General features: G+C 70.3%; 18 protein-coding genes. 11 read left to right on the top strand and 7 right to left on the bottom strand.

Features of this window, described 5'->3' with window-relative positions:
• Positions 1-113: 113 nt before the first annotated feature.
• Positions 114-683, top strand: coding sequence for an ArsR/SmtB family transcription factor (locus ACQP2T_RS41930; protein ID WP_433510398.1), 570 nt, complete (start codon positions 114-116; stop codon positions 681-683).
• A 17-nt stretch (positions 684-700) separates the two neighbouring features.
• On the opposite strand, the gene ACQP2T_RS41925 is transcribed toward ACQP2T_RS41930, so the two are convergent.
• Positions 701-1744, bottom strand: coding sequence for a LacI family DNA-binding transcriptional regulator (locus ACQP2T_RS41925; RefSeq protein WP_433510397.1), 1044 nt, complete (start codon positions 1742-1744; stop codon positions 701-703).
• Entirely contained in the window at positions 1744-2730 is a 987-nt protein-coding gene (locus ACQP2T_RS41920; protein WP_433510396.1) for a hydroxyacid dehydrogenase, read from the bottom strand. The genes ACQP2T_RS41925 and ACQP2T_RS41920 overlap by 1 nt, the downstream gene beginning before the upstream one ends.
• A 298-nt stretch (positions 2731-3028) precedes the next feature.
• Here ACQP2T_RS41920 and ACQP2T_RS41915 point away from each other — a divergent pair, with 298 nt between their 5' ends.
• From ACQP2T_RS41915 to ACQP2T_RS41895, 5 genes are read left to right on the top strand one after another with little or no spacing between them, the layout of a single operon-like run.
• Complete coding sequence (locus ACQP2T_RS41915) at positions 3029-3937, top strand: ABC transporter permease (RefSeq protein WP_357952524.1); 909 nt, start codon at positions 3029-3031, stop codon at positions 3935-3937.
• Entirely contained in the window at positions 3934-4797 is an 864-nt protein-coding gene (locus ACQP2T_RS41910; protein ID WP_433510395.1) for a carbohydrate ABC transporter permease, read from the top strand. Before ACQP2T_RS41915 ends, ACQP2T_RS41910 begins: the two co-directional genes overlap by 4 nt.
• Positions 4798-4820: 23 nt before the next feature.
• On the top strand, positions 4821-6380 hold the full coding sequence (locus tag ACQP2T_RS41905; protein WP_433510394.1) for a DUF3502 domain-containing protein: 1560 nt from the start codon (positions 4821-4823) through the stop codon (positions 6378-6380).
• A 34-nt stretch (positions 6381-6414) separates the two neighbouring features.
• On the top strand, positions 6415-7899 hold the full coding sequence (locus ACQP2T_RS41900) for a glycoside hydrolase family 43 protein (RefSeq protein WP_433510393.1): 1485 nt from the start codon (positions 6415-6417) through the stop codon (positions 7897-7899).
• A gap of 18 nt (positions 7900-7917) precedes the next feature.
• Positions 7918-8631, top strand: a complete 714-nt coding sequence (locus ACQP2T_RS41895; RefSeq protein WP_433510392.1) for an alpha/beta fold hydrolase — start codon at positions 7918-7920, stop codon at positions 8629-8631.
• Between the two features lie 134 nt (positions 8632-8765).
• Here the strand turns inward: ACQP2T_RS41895 and ACQP2T_RS41890 are convergent, their stop codons facing one another.
• Positions 8766-9620, bottom strand: coding sequence for an NAD(P)H-binding protein (locus ACQP2T_RS41890; RefSeq protein WP_433510391.1), 855 nt, complete (start codon positions 9618-9620; stop codon positions 8766-8768).
• 100 nt (positions 9621-9720) lie between these two features.
• On the opposite strand from ACQP2T_RS41890, the gene ACQP2T_RS41885 reads away from it, so the two are divergent.
• Together ACQP2T_RS41885 and ACQP2T_RS41880 are read left to right on the top strand one after the other, a co-directional pair.
• Positions 9721-10176, top strand: coding sequence for a MarR family winged helix-turn-helix transcriptional regulator (locus ACQP2T_RS41885; RefSeq protein ID WP_433510390.1), 456 nt, complete (start codon positions 9721-9723; stop codon positions 10174-10176).
• Positions 10177-10252: 76 nt separating this feature from the next.
• On the top strand, positions 10253-10774 hold the full coding sequence (locus ACQP2T_RS41880) for an NUDIX hydrolase (RefSeq protein ID WP_433510389.1): 522 nt from the start codon (positions 10253-10255) through the stop codon (positions 10772-10774).
• A gap of 27 nt (positions 10775-10801) precedes the next feature.
• Here the strand turns inward: ACQP2T_RS41880 and ACQP2T_RS41875 are convergent, their stop codons facing one another.
• Positions 10802-12013, bottom strand: coding sequence for an MFS transporter (locus ACQP2T_RS41875; RefSeq protein WP_433510388.1), 1212 nt, complete (start codon positions 12011-12013; stop codon positions 10802-10804).
• Between the two features lie 59 nt (positions 12014-12072).
• Between ACQP2T_RS41875 and ACQP2T_RS41870 the strand changes: the two genes are divergently transcribed.
• Positions 12073-13092, top strand: a complete 1020-nt coding sequence (locus tag ACQP2T_RS41870; RefSeq protein WP_433510387.1) for a DUF5937 family protein — start codon at positions 12073-12075, stop codon at positions 13090-13092.
• Between the two features lie 56 nt (positions 13093-13148).
• Positions 13149-13892 carry an aminoglycoside phosphotransferase family protein gene (locus ACQP2T_RS41865; RefSeq protein WP_433510386.1) on the top strand — a complete coding sequence of 248 codons (744 nt, stop codon included), beginning with the start codon at positions 13149-13151 and terminating at the stop codon, positions 13890-13892.
• Positions 13893-13925: 33 nt separating this feature from the next.
• On the opposite strand, the gene ACQP2T_RS41860 is transcribed toward ACQP2T_RS41865, so the two are convergent.
• From ACQP2T_RS41860 to ACQP2T_RS41850, 3 genes are read right to left on the bottom strand one after another with little or no spacing between them, the layout of a single operon-like run.
• Positions 13926-14417, bottom strand: a complete 492-nt coding sequence (locus ACQP2T_RS41860; protein WP_433510385.1) for a hypothetical protein — start codon at positions 14415-14417, stop codon at positions 13926-13928.
• A complete protein-coding gene (locus ACQP2T_RS41855; RefSeq protein WP_433510384.1) occupies positions 14414-15889 on the bottom strand; it encodes an ATP-binding protein in 1476 nt (491 codons plus the stop codon). The genes ACQP2T_RS41860 and ACQP2T_RS41855 overlap by 4 nt, the downstream gene beginning before the upstream one ends.
• Positions 15890-15896: 7 nt before the next feature.
• Positions 15897-16571: a response regulator transcription factor gene (locus tag ACQP2T_RS41850; protein ID WP_358552555.1), complete on the bottom strand. Its 675-nt coding sequence runs from the start codon at positions 16569-16571 to the stop codon at positions 15897-15899.
• Positions 16572-16772: 201 nt separating this feature from the next.
• On the opposite strand from ACQP2T_RS41850, the gene vanY-N reads away from it, so the two are divergent.
• Positions 16773-17345: a D,D-peptidase/D,D-carboxypeptidase VanY-N gene (gene vanY-N, locus ACQP2T_RS41845; RefSeq protein WP_433510383.1), complete on the top strand. Its 573-nt coding sequence runs from the start codon at positions 16773-16775 to the stop codon at positions 17343-17345.
• The last annotated feature ends 4 nt before the right edge of the window (positions 17346-17349 follow it).

The following is a 17349-nucleotide window of genomic DNA, read 5'->3' as shown; positions in this document are numbered from 1 at the left end:
GCTCGTGTGTCCTGTGTGTCGTGGCATCGGAGGTCACGGCGATGGAGTATTGCAGAAGAAATGCTGCAGCGAAAATTCTGCAATGTGGGAGCGGGGGGCGGTAGGCTCACTGCGTGGCGAACAGACCGTCGATCCGGCAGCTCAGTGATCCAGGTGCGCACAAGGCGCTCGGCCATCCGCTGCGACAGCGGATCCTGCGGCATCTCGGCATCCACGGCCCGGCCACGTCCACCACGCTCGGCCGGGCGCTCGGTGAGAACACCGGGACGCTCAGCTATCACCTGCGCCAGCTTGAGCGCAACGGGTTCATCGAGGAGATCCCCGAGCGGTCGACCGGAAAGGAGCGCTGGTGGCGGCAGATCAGCGCCGACCTGAGGTGGCCGCCGGCGGGTGAGATGGACGAGGAATCACAGAAGCTCCTCGACGAGATCACCGAGTTCAAGGTCGAGCAGGAGCTGGAACTCGCCCGGCGCTTCTTCCGAGACCACCAGCGGTACGGGGAGTGGGCGAAGGCGTCCCGTGGGCTCACTCACCTGACCCGGGAAGAGCTCGACGAGTTCTTCGAGGCGTACATGGAACTGCTGTCCAGATTCGGCCGCGCGCAGGAGGACGCCTCGCCGGGGGCGCGGCCGGTGTTCCTGAGATTCTTCACGATGCCCGCCTCCGAGGACCCGCCGTCCTGACGACAGGTCCCGTACGGTCAGCGTGGGGTGGCGGGGCCGACCGAGCCGCGGACCACGATGTGGGTGCCCAGGACGACGTGCTGGGGTTGCCGGCGGTCGAGCGCGAGCCTGACCGCGGTCCTGCCCAGCTCTTCAGTGGGGATGCGTACGGTGGTGAGGCCGGGGGAGAGGTCGGCGGCGAACGGGATGTCGTCGTAGCCGGCCAGCGACACGTCTTCGGGCACGCGTAGTCCGGCCTCGCGCAGTGCGGCGAGCACGCCGATGGCGACCATGTCGGTGGCGGCGAAGACGGCGGTGAACCGGGCGCCGAGGGTGATCAGCCGGCGGGCGGCGGCCTGTCCGTCGGCGCGGTCGAAGCCGGCCGGGACGATCAGGTCCGGGTCGTAGGGCACCCCGAACGACTCGTGAGCCCGGACGAACCCGCGCACCCGGTCGAGCTTGGTCGTGCTCGCCTGGCCGGGGTGGTCGGCGCCGATCAGGGCGATGTGCCGGTGCCCCTGGGAGAGCAGGTGGCTGGTCATGGCGTAGGCGCCGCCCTCGTTGTCGTACTCGACCACGGTGGTCGGCACGTCGTCGCCCAGCGGGGGGCGGCCGCACAGCACGAGCCGGGAGCCGGCCTTGTCCAGGGCGTGGGCGAAGTGGGACATGCGTTCGCGGTAGGCGTCGTCCAGCGCGCCGCCGCCGACCAGGATGACCGCGTCGGCGCGCTGCTCGCGCATGGCCTCGACCACGGCCAGCTCCCGGGCGGGGTCGCCGTTCGTGGCGCACACCATGCACAGGCGTCCCTCGGCGGTGGCCTGCTGCTCCACGCCCTTGGCGACGTAGGCGAAGGACGGGCCGGTGACGTCGTCCAGCACGAACGCCACCGTCTTGGTGCTGGCCCCGGACAGGGCGCGGGCGTGCACGTTGAGCACGTAGTCCAGCTCTCGCATGGCCCGCAGCACCCGTGTCTTGGTGGACTGGGCGACCGGGTAGTCCCCCTTGATCACCCGGGACACCGTGGAGGGGGAGACTCCGGCCCGGGCGGCCACGTCGCGGACGGTGGCACGATCGTCGTTCATCAAGCCACCCGGTCCAGGTCGTCATCGGTCACCCGGTGCGCCAGAGGCTGCCCGGCGGTCAGGCGTTCCAACTCGTCCAGGACCAGGGTCCCCATCCGGGCCACCTCGTTGCCGTGCGAGCCGGCGATGTGTGGAGTGAGAAAGGCGTTGGGCAGGTCGAACAGCGGCGAGCCGGGCGGCAGTGGCTCGGGCTCGGTGACGTCGAGGATCGCCGACAGCCGTCCGGACTTCAGCTCGGCGACCAGCGCGTCGGTGTCGACCAGCGATCCACGGGCGGTGTTGATCAGCACCGCGCCGTCCGGCATCAGCGCCAGCCGGGCGCGATCCAGCATGTGCCGGGTCTCCGGGATGGCGGGCGCGTGCAGGCTGACGATGTCACTGCCGCGCAGCAACTCCTCGAGGGAGGCTTGCCGCACTCCGGGAACCCGTGTGTACGGGTCGTACAGGCACATATCTAGATCGTACGGCGCCAGCAGCTCGATCACCCGGCGTCCGATTCGCGAGGCGCCCACGATGCCGACCCTGCGGCCGTTGTTGCCGACCAGCGGCTCGATCTTGGCCAGGGTGAAGCCGCGTTCGCGCCGGTAGCGCTCGCCCAGAGCGAAGACCCCCTTGCCGGCCAGCAGGATCGTGCCGACGGTGTACTCCGCCACCGGGACGGCGTTGGCCGCGGCCGCCGAGGAGATCAGCAGGCCGCGTTCCCAGCAAGCGGGGGTGACCAGGCCCTTCACCGAACCGGCGGCGTGCAGCACGGCCCGCAGGCGGGGGGCGGCGGCCAGCACCGCCTCGTCCACCGGCGGGCAGCCCCAGCCGGTGATGAGGATCTCGGTGTCGGCCAGGTCGAGCCGCGGATCGTCGAAACGCTCGGCGACCAGTGTCACGTCGATGTCGGCCAGCGTGTCCAGCCGCCGCAGCAAGGGCGCGGGGAAGAGCAGTGCGAGGTGTTCCTCGCGCATGGCGAACAGCGCCTTCGGGCGTGGGGACACGGGGGTAGCCCTCCATTCGATAGACATCGGTTTCTACGCTAGAGGCGCGGCCACTTCCGGTCAACGGATGACGTCACAGCAGTACATGCACCTATATGTAACGTATTCGTAACGCGGCCTTGTAGGCAGGCGTCACTCAGTCGTAGCGTTCGCAGCGACCGGTTTCTATCGAACTTCGAGAGTCAGCTGCTGCCCCTCAGACGGGACCTAGGTGATGAGCACGCTACAGACGAGGCATGAGTCTCAGACGAGTCCGCCTTCCGGGCCGCCCGCCCGCGAACGCCGTACACGTGGCAAGGTGACGGGCCGGACGGGTTGGTCGGTCGGGCTGCTCGCGCTGCCGGCGGTCGTCTTCTTCCTGGTCTTCAACTACCTGCCGATGGCCGGGCTGGTGGTGGCGTTCAAGGAGTTCGACGTCAACCTGGGGATCTTCGGCAGCCCATGGAACGGGCTGGCGAACTTCGCCTACTTCCTGGAGTCCGGGGACGCGGCGCGGATCCTGTTCAACACGCTCTTCCTCAACGTGCTGTTCCTGGGCGCGACGCTGGCTGCCGGGATCCTTCTGGCGATCATGCTGAACGAGATCCGCGGCACCTTCTTCAAGCGGGCCTCCCAGTCCGTGGTCTTCTTCCCCTACTTCGTCTCCCCGGTCGTGATCAGCATCATCCTGCAGGTCCTGCTCGCCGGGGCCTCCGGCGGGGGAGGAGCGGTCAACGACGCCATGACCGGCCTCGGGCTGCCCACGGTGGACTGGTACAACGAGCCGGGACCGTGGCCGTGGATCCTCACCGTGGTGAAGGTCTGGCAGCTCGGCGGCTACCTCAGCGTCATCTTCCTGGCCGCGATCACCGGCATCCCCGAGGAGGTCTACGAGGCAGGGATGATCGACGGAGCCTCGCGGGCCCAGATGGCCTGGCGCATCACCCTGCCGCTGCTCAAGCCCACCGCCGCGGTGCTGCTGGTCCTGGGAGTCGGCCGGATCTTCTACGGCGACTTCGGCACCATCTACGCGATCATCGGCGACAACGGCACCCTGTTCGAGAACACCGACGTCATCGACACCTATGTCTTCCGCGCCCTGCGCCAGCTCGGCGACTTCGGCACCACCGGCGCGATCGGCCTGTTCCAGTCGGTCGTCGGCTTCATCCTCGTGGTGATCGCGGTGCTGATCCAGCGTAAGTACTCCAAGGAGACCAGCATCCTATGAGCGGCAGAAAGCTGGAACCGTTCACCGTCTTCAGCATCGTCGGCGTCGGCCTGGCCGTGCTGGCCTGCGCCGTCCCCTTCTGGATGATCATCTCAGGCTCGTTCACCAGCGAGTCCGTGCTGGCCACGACCGGATACAGCCTTTTCCCGGATTTCGATCTCACCGCCTACAAAATGATCTTCACGGGTCCCGCGGTGCTGGACGCCTACCTCGCCAGTGTCTTCATCACCGTTGTGGGCACGGCGCTGTCCCTGGCGGTGACCTCGGGCCTGAGCTGGGTGATCGCCCGCCGGGTGCCCGGCATCAGCCGGCCGCTGACCGTCTTCTCCTACCTGCCGATGCTGTTCTCCGGCGGCCTCGTCCCCCTCTACCTGCTGGTCACGCAGTATCTGCACCTGCAGAACAGCTACTTCTCGGTCATCCTGCCGCTGCTGGTCATGCCCTTCCTGGTCTTCGTCCAGGTCAGCGCCTTCCGTCAGCTGCCGGAGTCGATTTTTGAATCGGCCAAGATCGACGGCGCGGGTGAACTGCGCATGTTCTTCACGATCGCGTTGCCGCTGTCCAAGCCGATCCTGGCCGTCGTGGGCCTGTTCTACGCCGTGCACTACTGGAACGACTGGTTCATGGCGCTGCTGTTCATCGACGACGTGCACAAGTTCCCGCTCCCGCTGGTGCTGCAGAACCTCATCTCCAACATCTCCTTCACGCAGATGCTGCCGCAGCTGGCAGAGACGGCCACTCCCGTCTACCAGCTCCGGCTGGCCCTGACCACCGTCGCCATCGGGCCGATCCTGCTCGCCTACCCCTTCGCCCAGCGCTACTTCGTCAAGGGCATCACCCTCGGCGCGACCAAAGGCTGATCCCCCCACCTTCTGGAGTTACCGTGTCCAACCCCACCATGTCCCGGCGCGGCCTGCTGGCCGCCGGCGGCGGCCTGTCCGTGGCCGCCTTCCTCGCCGCCTGCTCCTCCCAGCCGAAGACCGCCGACAACCAGGCCGGCGGCGCGCTCGCGCTGAGCCTGCTGCTGCCCGGTGACGTGCCGGCCGGCTGGGACGCCGTGCTGGCCGAGGTCAACAAGAAGCTCCAGGCCGACCTGGGCTTCACCATCAAACCGCAGTTCATCCCGTGGACCAGCTACGGCCAGCAGGCGCTGCTGAAGTTCACCGCGGGGGAGAAGTTCGACACCGCGCTGCAGGCGCGCTGGCTCAACATGACCCAGCTGGCGGCGAGCGGCTCGATCGTCGAACTGAGCAGCCTGCTGTCCAGCGGCAAATACCCCAACCTGACCGCCACGATCGACCCGAAGATCATCGAGTTGAACCGGTGGAGCGGCAAACTCTACGGCCTGCCCCAGATCAACTCGGTCGCTCGTTTCCACCACTTCAGCATCCGCCAGGACCTGGCCGACAAGTACGGCATGAGCGACATCACGGATTTCGCGGGGCTGGAGAAGTTCTGGTACGACGTCAAGCAGAAGAACAAGGACATCACCCCGATCGGGCTGAACTCCCGCCTGCCCAAGTTGCTGGTGGCGTGGAACCCGGTCGGCTGGCTCAACCCGTACATGTGGGAGAACCCCACCATGAGCCTCGCCTCCTTCACCGGCGAGTCGCTCAACTTCGTGCTGGCGGCCGACGGCAAGCAGACCGGCTCGTCCCACCCGATCCCGTTCTGGGAGGCTCCGGGGATGATGGACGCGCTGCGCCTGGTCCGGAAGTACTACCAGGACGGGCTGTTCAACAAGAACGCGCTCACCCTCGACTCGAAGGCGCTGGACTCCCAGTTCAAGGCCGGCCGCGTCGCCACCGCCTGGGCCATGACCGACGGCCTGTCCTCCGCGGCCCTGCCCGAGCTGACCAAGAACGTCCCCGGCGCGATGATCGCGAACGTGATGCCGCTCAAGGGCGGTGAGAACGCCAAGCCGTACCAGACCTTCCAGAGCGACAACTTCGTCGTGCTCAACGCCAAGGGCCAGAGCAACGAGAAGGCCATGCAGCTGCAGGACTGGGCGTCGATCAAGGAGAACCACGACCTGCTCAACTACGGCATCCCCGGCAAGGACTGGAAGCCCGTCGGCGACGACAAGTATGAGAAGGTCTCCACCTACACCTTCCCCGGCTTCGCCCTCGCCTGGCGGGCCAAGCTGGAGCGCCGGATCAAGGACATGACCGAGTCCGAGGCCAAGTGGTTCGACTGGGCGCAGGACATCAACAACTTCACCATCGACCCGTACGCCAGCTTCGTCCCCGACCCTGAGCCGGTGAAGCGGGAGAACGCCCAGGTCACCGCCGCCATGACGCAGTTCGCCAACCCGCTGTTCATCGGCGCGGTGGACGTCGACCAGGGCCTGGACAAGCTGAAGAAGGCGCTGGACCGGGCGGGCCTGGCCAAGCTCCAGGCGGAGATGGCCAAGCAGGCCGACGCGTATCTCAAGGGTCAGTGAACAGCGAGGTAGCACTCGTGCTTTTCTCGGAGGAATGAGCTTGATCCGCAATCCCGTCCTACCCGGCTTCCACCCCGACCCGTCGATCGTGCGGGTGGGGGAGGACTACTACCTGGCCACCTCGACCTTCGAGTGGTATCCCGGCGTACGCGTCCACCACTCCCGCGACCTGGTGAACTGGCGCCCGCTCGGCGGCATCCTGACCGAGCGCGGCCGGCTCGACCTGTCCGGCGTGCCGGACTCCGGCGGCGTCTGGGCGCCCGACCTGACCTACCACGACGGGCTGTTCCACCTGGTCTACGGCGTGATGGACAACTACGCCCTCGGCTACAAGGACATCGCCAACTACCTGGTCACCGCGCCCTCGATCGAGGGGCCGTGGTCCGACCCGGTCCGGCTGCCCGGCCGCGGCTTCGATGCCTCCCTCTACCACGAGGACGGCCGGAGCTGGCTGCTCAACATGGTCTTCGACTCCCGCCCCGGACGCGGGTTCGCCGGGATCGAGCTGCAACCCCTCGAAGGCGGCAAACCCCAGCTGATCCTGCCCAACCGCAACATCACCGAAGGTCCGCACCTGTACAAGATCGACGGCTGGTACTACCTGATGGTGGCCGAGGGCGGCACGGGGTACGAGCACGGGGTCACGGTGCTGCGTTCCCGTTCGATGGCGGGGCCGTACGAGGAGGACCCGGCCGGGCCGATGCTCACCTCGCGCCACGACCCGAGCCTGGAGCTGCAGAAGGCGGGCCACGGCTGCCTCGTCGAGACGCCGGCGGGGGAGTGGTACGTCGCCCACCTCGTGGCCCGGCCCTACCACAACCGCACCTGCGTGCTCGGCCGCGAGAGCGCGCTGCAGCGCGTGGAGTGGGTGGACGGCTGGCCGCGCGTGGCGGGCGGCGTACCCGCCGTGGAGGTGGCCGCGCCCGCGCTGCCCGCCCACCCGTGGCCGGCGGCCGACGGCTGGAACGGGCTGGAGCGGGACTGGAGCACGCTGCGGCGACCCCCCTCGCCCGACTGGCTGGCCGCCGACCACGACGGCCTCACCGTGCACGGCGGTCAGTCGCCGTACGGATTGCGCGGCCCGAGCCTGGTCGCCCACCGGGTCACCGCTCAGAAGTGCTCGCTGGAGGCGGTCATGCGGTTCGAGCCGGGCACCGTCCATCAGTCCGCCGGCATCACCGCGTACTACAACTCGCGTAACTGGTTCTATCTCGCGGTGACCGCCGAGGGGCTCGTGCTGACCAGCAGCGATCGGGGCGCCCGCACCGAGCACCTGCTCGGCCCCGCGGCGGGCGAGGTCAGGCTGCGGGTGGAGTTCGACGGGCCGGTCGTGCGCTTCAACCACGGCCCCGAGCTGGACGCGACGGTCCTGTCGGACGAGCATGCCGACGAGCGCGTCGACGGCCAGATGCGCGCTTTCGGCTTCACCGGCGCGTTCGCCGGGTTCTGGGTGCAGGACCTGGCGGGCGAGGGCTGCACGGCGCGCTTCGAGCGGATTCGGTATGAAGCCGCACGTTGAGACTCGGGGTACTTCGGTATGAAGCCGTACGTTGAGACCCGGGGCCACGACGGGCCCGCACTGCTTCTGGTGCACGGTTGGGGCGGAGACCACCGGACGTGGCGCGCCCTGGACTTCGGCGAGCGCCGGGTGATCGCTCCCGACCTGCGTGGCCACGGCAGGTCCCCGGTTCCCGCCCGCGGATACCGGCCCGTCGACCTGGCCCGCGACCTGGTGCCGCTGCTGGACGGGCCGGTGGTGGCCATCGGGCACTCCATGGGCGCGCAGGTGGTCACCGCTCTGGCGGTCGAGCATCCGGAGCTGGTCAGCGCGCTGGTGGTCGTCGCTCCCGCGTACGGAGCGGACGAGGCGGAGGAGCGGCTCATCCCGGGGCGGCTGGCGGCGTTGCGCGCCGATGGCGCGGACGTGGCGTCGCGGCAGCTCGGGCCGCTGCCCGGGCCGATCGCCGAGCAACTGGCCGCCACACCCGGCCATGTGCTGGCCGAGTGCTACGCCGGGATGTACGCGGGGCCCGGCGCGTTCGGGGTGCGCAGGGAGTCGGAGCGCTACCTGGCCAGGCGCGACTGCCCCGTGCTCGCCGTCCACAACGTGCCGGAGGCCGCGCGGTGGGAGGCGAGCCTGCCCGCGCACTCCGGCTCGGCGACCGTGGTGTGGCCGGAGGCGGGGCATTTCCTGCACCTGGAACAGCCGGAGAGGTTCGTCGAGGTCGTGCTGTCCGCGTGGGGACGCTGAGTTCGCGGTGACAGCATGATCACACCCTGTCATCGCCTTGCCGCTCGCGTCCGGCCAGTCGGAACCATGCGATGAGCCGGGGAGACGCCGTCACGATGACGGTGTCTCCCCGGACTGCTGCGGCTTGATGCGGATCAGGTGGTCCGGAAGGCGTCGGCATTGCGTGCGCACCAGTCGGCGAAGGTGCGGGGCTTGCGCCCGAGCAGGCGCTCCACGGTGTCGGTGCGGAATCCGGCGGTGTCGGCGCGCATGAGGTGGAACCCCTCGATGATGGCCTCGGCCAGCGCCGGAGGTGCCCCGTTGGGGAATCGGGAGGCTACGGCCTCCTCCGCGGTGGTCACCGGCCGGATCGCGATGTCCCGGCCGGCCGCCGCGGCCAGGATCTTGACCTGTTCGGTGATGGTGAACAGTTCCTCGCCGGTGATGACATATTCCTGGCCTTGGTGGCCGTCACCGGTCAGGGCCAGGGCGGCCACGGCGGCGATGTCGGCGGGGTCGATCGGCGCGTATCGGCCGGGGCCGACCGGATCGAGTACATAACCCGCCTCGTGGATGGTGGGCAGCCAGTCGAAGGCGTTGGTCATGAAACCGCCGGGCCGCAGGAACGTGGCCGGGATGCCGGAGGCCCGGATGGTCTGCTCGCGTTCGTGGTGCCAGCGGCCCATCGCGGGCATCGGGTCGCCGAGCACGTTGAACGAGGACAGGTGCACGATATGGCGCACCCCCACGGCCCGGGCGGCGGCGACGGCGTGCCTGGTGTGGTCGAGGCCGATGCCGGGGGTGAGCAGGAACAGCCGGTCGACTCCGGCGAAGGCGGGCGGCAGCGTCGCCGGGTCGCTCAGGTCGGCCGCGACCCGTTCGGCCCGCTCGGGCAGTGTGGCGGCGCGGGCGGGGTCGCGGATCAGGATGCGGAACGGCACGCCGAGTTCGTCCAGTTGGCGGACGAGCTCGCGGCCGATGTTCCCGGTCGCGCCGGTGACCAGTATCATGAGGACTCCTAGATCGTGTACCGGTTAATGATCGAGCAGAACGTTAACCGGTTCATGATTTGGTTGTCAATCGCGCCGCGACATCACCGGAGGCCTCGACGTGCCCGAGTTCCTGGACCTGCACAGCAAGATGTCGAAGGCGCTGCGGGCGGCGGCCGAGACGGCCGTGCGGCGCCACGGACTGCACCTGGGGCAAGACCACCTGCTCGCGGTGCTGTGGCGGCAGGACGGCCGCACTCCGGGGGAGGTCGCCGCCGCGCTGAACGTCACCACCCCCAACGTGGTCAAGGCGGCCACCCGGATGACCACGGCCGGGCTGCTCACCCGGCGCCGCGACGACCGCGACAACCGGCTGGTCCGGCTGTGGCTCACCGACGCCGGGCGTGCCCTGCAAGCTCCCGTCGAGAGGGAGCGCCGGCTGCTCGAAGAGCAGGTCACCGCCGATCTCACGGAGGCCGAGCGCGAACATCTGCTCAACGCGCTGACGAAGATCCACGGGGCGGCGGCCGCCCTGCTGGACGCCCCCATCGACGACCGCGACCCGGCCACCACCTGACGCCGCGACGTATCACCCTCCATCGTCGCTCGTGAGGCCCGGCCGTGTTGTCGGTGCGGGCTGAGATCGTGCCTCTGTGGGCGAACTGGTTGAGCATGTCGATGAGCATGACCGCGTGCTGGGAGTCGTCGAGCGTGAGGAGGCGGTGCGCGAGAACTGGCCGCACCGCATCGCGGTGACGATCTGCCGTGATCGCGAGGGGCGGATCCTGGTGCTGCGACGAGCCCGGACGTTGTCCCGATTCCCGGGCTACTACGACGTGTTGGTCGGCGGTGCCGTGGACGTGGGCGAGTCGTATGAGGAGGCGGCGGTCCGCGAGCTGGCTGAAGAGCTGGGCGTTCGGGTGCCGGTGCGCTTCCTGTTCAAGTTTTTTTGCCGGGAAGGGATCAGCCCCATCTGGTTCGGGGTGCATGAGGCCGTCGTGACGGAGGTCCTGGTCCCGGACCCGGGTGAGATCGACTGGCAGGACTGGCTGACAGTGAGCGAGCTGCTTGCGGTCGTTGATCAATGGTCTTTCGTCCCGGGAGGGCGGGAAGCTCTGCGCCGATATCTGCGGTCCGGATTCGGCGGCGGTGCGGGCGGGGTGGGAGCCAGGTGATCGGCGCGTTCGGTGCGTGGGTCGTGGTCAGGGTCGCCGTGTGGGCGACAGCGTTCGCCAGGACGTCAGGGCGGCGATGGCCGAGGCCGCGCCGGCCAGTGTGACGACCAGCCCCGGGGTCGCGACTTCGCCCAGCGCGCCGCCGGCCGCGGCGGCCAGGCCCTGCAGCGTCATCGTCCCGGTCAGCAGCAGGCCGAACGCCTGACCACGGTGCGTCTCGGGCACCGCGTCGAGAAACCTGCGGGCCAGCCCGAGCTGGTAGGCGACGCCGAAACCGGACAGTGCCATCAGGATGGCGGCGTATCCCGGTGCGGGGTGCGGCGCGAACCCCAGCAGCGGCAATCCGAGCGCGAGCGCGAGGGGGCCGGCCAGTCGCTCCCGGCCGGCAGGGCGTACCAGACGGCCGACGATCAGGTTGCCGGCGAACATCCCGGCGGCGACCGCCGCGAACAGCAGACCGGCCGCGTCAGGCGCGCCGGCCTGCGTGGCGTACGGGACCAGCACGCCCTCGGCGCCGACCATCAGCGCCGGTGCCAGCCAGTGCGCCAGCAGCAGCGCCCGGACCGCGGGCCGGCGCAGCAGCGCCCGGTTCACCTGCCAGGTCTCGCTGATGCCGGCCGGACCGCCGGTGCGGCGGCGTGGGTGGTCGGCCAGGCGCAGCCGCAGCAGCCCCGCCGAGGCCAGGCAGGTCGCGGCGGTGATCCAGAGCGCGCCCGGCGCGCCGACAGCGGCGATCAGCACGCCGCCGACGGCGAAGCCGAGCACCTGCGTGCCGCCGGCCGCCATGGAGAACACGGCACGGCCGAGCACGTAGCGGTCGCCGTCCAGCAGATCGGGCAGCAGGGCGGTGCGCGAAGCGGAGGCGACGGCACTGGGTAAACCCGTGACGAACACCAGCGCCAGCATGGCCGGTACCGGCAGGAGACCGGCCGCGAGCACGGCGCTGACCGCGGTGCGCAGCACCTCGTAGCCGATCATGACGGTGCGCGGGGGCCAGCGGTCGGCGAAAGCCAGCAGCAGCGTGCCGCCCAGGGCATAGGGCAGGAAGCCCGCCGCGTACGCCAGCGCCGACATCAGCGGCGACCCGGTCGCCGCGTAGACGGTCACGGACAGTGCGAGCATCCGCACCGTCTCGCCGATCAGGAAGAGCGTGTAGCTGCCGAACAGCACGCGGAACTGGCCCACGGCGAACACCTCGCGGTAGGTGGCCGGGCGTGGCGCGACGGACGTGGCGGTCATGGCCGACAGCATCACGGCAGCCCGGCCATGGTGGCTATGCTTTCGCGTGGAGGCTAAACATGCTGGCCATCGAGGTAGGGCCCGTCGACGTGGCGCACACCCGCTACGCGATCTCGCCGCTGGGCGAGGCGATGCAGGCGCTGCGCGTCGCGGCCGGCGTGCAGGCCGCAGGACCGCTCCGGCCGTGGGCCGAGCGGATCGCGCCCCGGTACGCGGAGTTGCGCCGGCAGGTGCCCGCGGTCGGGGCGCTGACGGCGCTGTTCCGGCGCGGCGGCTACAACGCCGACTTCATCCATCCGCCGCCGTCGGGCTCCGGCGGCGACTTCGCCGCCGAGCTGGCCGCCGTTCGCGCCACGCCGCTGCCCCGTGCCCGCCTGGAACTGGCCCGCAACCTGGCGGGACTGCGGACGCCCCCACGCTACGTGCGGCGCCTCCTCGACGCGCCGGACGTGGTCACCCGGCTCGCCGACGCGCTCGAGGCGAGCTGGCAGGCGCTGGTCGAGCCCGACTGGCCGCGGCTGCGGACGGTGCTGGAGCGTGACCTGGTCCGCCGCGCCGGGCACCTGGCGATGTACGGCTGGGCGGCGGCGCTGTCCGATCTCGACCCGCGGGTGCGCTGGCGCTCCGAGGGGCAGGCCGGGACCATCGAGGTGCGTACGGGCTCGCGTACCGAGTGGGACCGGCACCGGCTGGCCGGCAAGGGCCTGCTGCTGATGCCGACGGTGTTCGGCACTCTGATCAGCTACGTCGAGCCGCCATGGCCCTACGCCCTGGTCTATCCCGCCCGGGGCATCGCGGACCTGCTCGGTCCTGCGGCGCGCGCACCGGGCGGTGCGGCCCTGAGCCGGCTGGTCGGCCCGCACCGCGCGGACGTGCTGCGCGCGCTGGACGTACCCGCGACGACGACGCAGCTGGTCGCCCAGCTCGGCCTGAGCCTGGGCACCGTCGGCAGCCATCTGGCGGTGCTGCGCGATGCCGGCCTGGTCACCCGCACCCGCGCCGGCCGGGCCGTCCGCTACGAGCACACGCCGCTGGGCGCGGCCCTGGCGGCCCGCGATCAAGCAGCCGCTCGCGATTAACTCGTGGCGACGTCGATGGTCATCCCGCGACAATGGCTGACGTTTAGGAGGTGGACATGGACATGGAGGAGGTCCAGGTCGTCGTCGCCCATAACGAGCGCGCGACCCTGCGCGTCGGCGACGTGTTCCTGAAGATCGACGCCGATCAGACGCGCATCGACGTCGAGGTCGAGGCGATGGCCATGGCGCCGATCCCGACTCCGGAGGTCCTGTGGCGCAAGCCGCCCGTGCTCGCGCTCGCCGCCCTCCCCGGGACGGCGCTCGGCCGCCTCGGCGAGCCGTCGGCCGCGTCGTCGTCGGCGTGGGCCGCGGCGGGTGCCGCCGTACGGATGCTGCACGACGCGCCGCTGCCGCCATGGCCCGGCCGGAGCATCGACGAGATCGCAGCCCGCCTCGACGGCGAATGCGAGCGGCTCGTGTCGAACGGTGTCCTTCCCGCCGACCTGGTCACGCGCAACCGCCGGATCGCCGAGGACGCGCTCCGGCCGTGGACGCCGGTGTTCACGCACGGCGACCTGCAGGTGACCCACGTGTTCGTCGACGGTGACGAGATCACCGGCGTGCTCGACTGGTCCGAGGCGGCCCGGGGCGACGCCCTGCATGACCTGGCCATCTTGACGTTCGGGCACGAGGAGCGCCTTGGTGACGTCGTCGCCGGCTATGGCACGGACGTCGACCTCGACGTGATCCGCGCGTGGTGGTCGTTGCGCAGCCTGCTGGCGGTCCGCTGGCTGGCCGAGCACGGCTTCGACCCGTTCCTGCCAGGCTGCGAGGTCGACGTGCTGAGATCCCGGATGTGAGGCCGCACGAGCCTGGCGGCCACGAGCGTACCGTTACCCCGGGCAGTTCCGGCGGCCGACGTTCTGCCCGGCACCGACGACAGTGACCCAGACAGGGCTTTGCGGTGCCGTGGCGGCGGCCGTGCACACGATCTGCTCCACGGCCAATGTGGACAGTTTGCCGGCTGGAGTGGACGGGTTCACCGCCAGGTGGCCGGGCTGACGGCCTGGCGCGTCGGTCACCGAGAACGGGGCGGCTTCGGGCGGCACGTCGGTGGTGAGTCCGTACGCCTGTTCGCTCGGGGTGGGGCCGATTGCCAGCAGCGCGAGCGTGTCCGCTTGGGACCGCGGCGGACCGTACCGCGTCACCGCGCTGAGCCGGCCGTTCTTCACCAGGTAGAGGGTGGTCGTCGTGAGTCGTGCGACGGGTCCGCTCGGCGGGTCGCCGACGCGGATGACGTCGGAGGGTCGCACGCCGCAGCCGGCCACGGCGATGAGCGATACGAGGCCCGCGGCGAGCACGCGGCGGGCGAGCCAGGTCTTCACTCGGGGCCTCCGTCCTGATCGTGCGTCCGGCGTGGCAGGCGCAGCGTGAAGATGGCGCCGCAGTCCGGGGCGTTGATGACGGTGAGGTCGCCTTGGTGCAGGCGCGCGTTCTCCCGCGCGATGGCGAGGCCGAGGCCGCTGCCCTCGGACCTGGCCCTGGCCGCGCTGGCCTTGTAGAACCGGTCGAACACGTGCGGCAGCACCGTTTCCCTCAGCCCCGGTCCGTGGTCGCGGACCTCGAGAGCGATCCATTGCGGGTCGGCGGAAAGCCGTACCGACACCGGTGGCTCGCCGTGCCGCAGGGCGTTGCCGACCAGGTTCGCGAGGATGACGTCCACTCGGCGCGGGTCCAGCCGGGCCGTCACCTCGGGTGGAAGCTCGGTGCGCACCTGCTCCGTCCAGCCCCGGGTACGCAGGCTCGCGCGCACCAGCTCCGCCACGTCGATCTCGTTGAGCGCGAGGGCCGCGACGCCGGAGTCGAACCGGCTGATCTCGATGAGGTCGTTCACCAGCCCGGTGAGGTTGAGCGTCTCCTGGCTGACCAGTCTGGCGGCCCGGCCGGCGGGCTCGGGCAGCTGGGCCGCCTCCTCGTCGAGGACGTCGGCGACCGCGGTGAGCGCGGCCAGCGGGGTGCGCAGCTCGTGGGACACGTCGGCCACGAACCTGCGGGCGTCGGCCTCCATCTCGCGCAGCTGCTTGACGTGCCGTTCCAGCTCCGCGGCGGTGTGGTTGAACGTGCGGGCCACGTCGGCCAGCTCGTCGGAGCCGCGGACCGCGATCCTGGTCCGCATCTCGCCCTCGCCCAGCAGGCGCGCCGCCCGGCCGAGCTCGCGCACCGGGCGCAGCACGCCACGGGTGGCCAGCAACGCCAGGACGACCGCGAACGCCAGGGCCGCCCCGCCGATGAGCCAGGCGGACGCGGTGAGCCCGTCGATGCTGCGTTGTTCGGCGAGCAGGCTGCGCGCGGCGTACACCTCGATGCCGGACACCCGCGTCGTACGGCCCGGCTCGGTGATCAGCAACGGCGCGCCGATGATCAGCCAGGGTGTGTCCTGCCGTACCACGCGTTGCCACGCGATCTGGCCGTCGGCCACCGCCTGCCGCAACTGTGGGGAAATCACCCCGAGATCCAAGGCCAGCACCCTTCCGCCCGGCCTCAAGCCTCCCGGCGGGGCGACCGGCGAGTGCGTCTCGTGGTAGATGGCGACCGCGTACTCCACGCTGTCCTGGTCGGGCACGGCGGCGGCGATGGCGTCGAGCTCGTTCTGGCCCGGCACCGGACTCCGCAACGGGTAGAGCGCCGCCAGGCGGCTTCTCATCGTCTGCACCGTGGCATCCTGGGCGCGCTGCAGGATGTCGTTGCGGGCCTGGACGTAGAGCCCGCCGGCCACCGCCGCCGTGGTGACCACACACAGCAGGGCGAACGCGAACAGCAGCCGGGTACGCAGCCCCAGGTTCAGCTGAGGTGTCACGGGCGGCCTATACCGGCCCGAACCGGTACCCGAACCCACGCACCGTCTGCACGTAGACCGGCGCCGCCGAGTCGTCCTCGATCTTCGCGCGCAACCGCTGCACGCACGCGTCCACGAGACGCGAGTCGCCGAAATACCCCTGCTCCCACACCGACTCCAGCAGCTGCTGGCGGCTGTGCACCCGGCCCGGCGTGCCGGAGAGTTCGAGCAGCAGGCGCAGCTCGGTCGGGGCGAGGCTGACCGGTACGCCGCGGTTGACGACCACCAGCCCGGCCCGATCGATGGTCAGGTCACCGTGCCGCTCCAGCTCCGCCTGGTCCCGGCCGATCCGCCGGAGTATCGCGCGAATGCGCGCCTCGAGCACCCTGGGCTGCACCGGCTTGACCACGTAGTCGTCGGCGCCCGCCTCCAACCCGGCCACCACGTCCATGTCGTCGCCGCGCGCGGTCAGCATGATGATCGGCACCTCACGGGCGGCCCGAATGCGGCGGCAGACCTCGAACCCGTCCATGCCAGGCAACATCAGATCGAGCACGACGACGTCGGGTAGATCCGCACGCAGCCGGTCCAGCCCCTCCTCGCCGGACTCCACCGCGCGCACCCGATGCCCCTGCCGGGTCAGGGCCAGCTCAAGGCCCTCTCGTACGGCCGGGTCATCCTCGATCAACAACACTCGCGACACGCCGCCGAGTATCACAGCACGCTCCGTAACTTGCCTGTCGGTCAACCCCATCCACTGTCGGCCGGTCGTGTCCCCGCCTCGTCCGCGCCATGTCATCGTTGTGTCACAGTCATGGCCACGCGTGCTGGCGGAAGGTCGCCGTCGAGAAACGGTGACATGCGGCTGACAACGCACGCACATTCGGCGTCAAGCCTAGTCGCCATGAACGAGCCACGCACGATCCCACCTCGGCCCCGAGATCGGCTGTACGCCGCGATCACGCTGGTGCTCGCCGTGCTCCTGCTGCCCGCGGCGTTCGTCCGCCGCCCCGGCCGCGCCCGCGAACTGGCCTGCCGCTGGGCGCTGTGGATGCGATTCCCCGCCGAGGACCTCACCGGGCTCACCGACGGCGCCATGGCGGCGTTCACCGCGGCGCGTACCGAGGCGCTGTGGCGTCACGGCCAGCTCATCGGCCTCACCTCGGGATACCGCGATCCCGTCGTCCAGCAGCGGATGTTCGACGAGGAGGTGCGCCGCTCCGGCTCCCCGGCCTCGGCCCGCATGCTCGTGCTGCCCCCGGCGGAGTCCAGCCACGTCAAGGGCATCGCGCTGGACGTGCGCCCGCACGAAGGCGCGCGCTGGCTCGAGGAATACGGCGCCCGCTACGACCTCTACCGCATGTACGACAACGAGTGGTGGCACTTCGAGCACCGCCCGGACAGGTGCGGCACGCCACCACGTCGGCGTCCCCACCCCGGCATGGGCTACGTCATCGAGAACGGGGGTCAGACGTAGCCCA

This window comes from Nonomuraea sp. CA-143628 (genome assembly GCF_050942315.1).
GTDB lineage: Bacteria > Actinomycetota > Actinomycetes > Streptosporangiales > Streptosporangiaceae > Nonomuraea.
The sequence above is the reverse complement of the archived record's forward strand: the minus strand, read 5'-3'. Positions and strand labels throughout refer to the sequence as shown.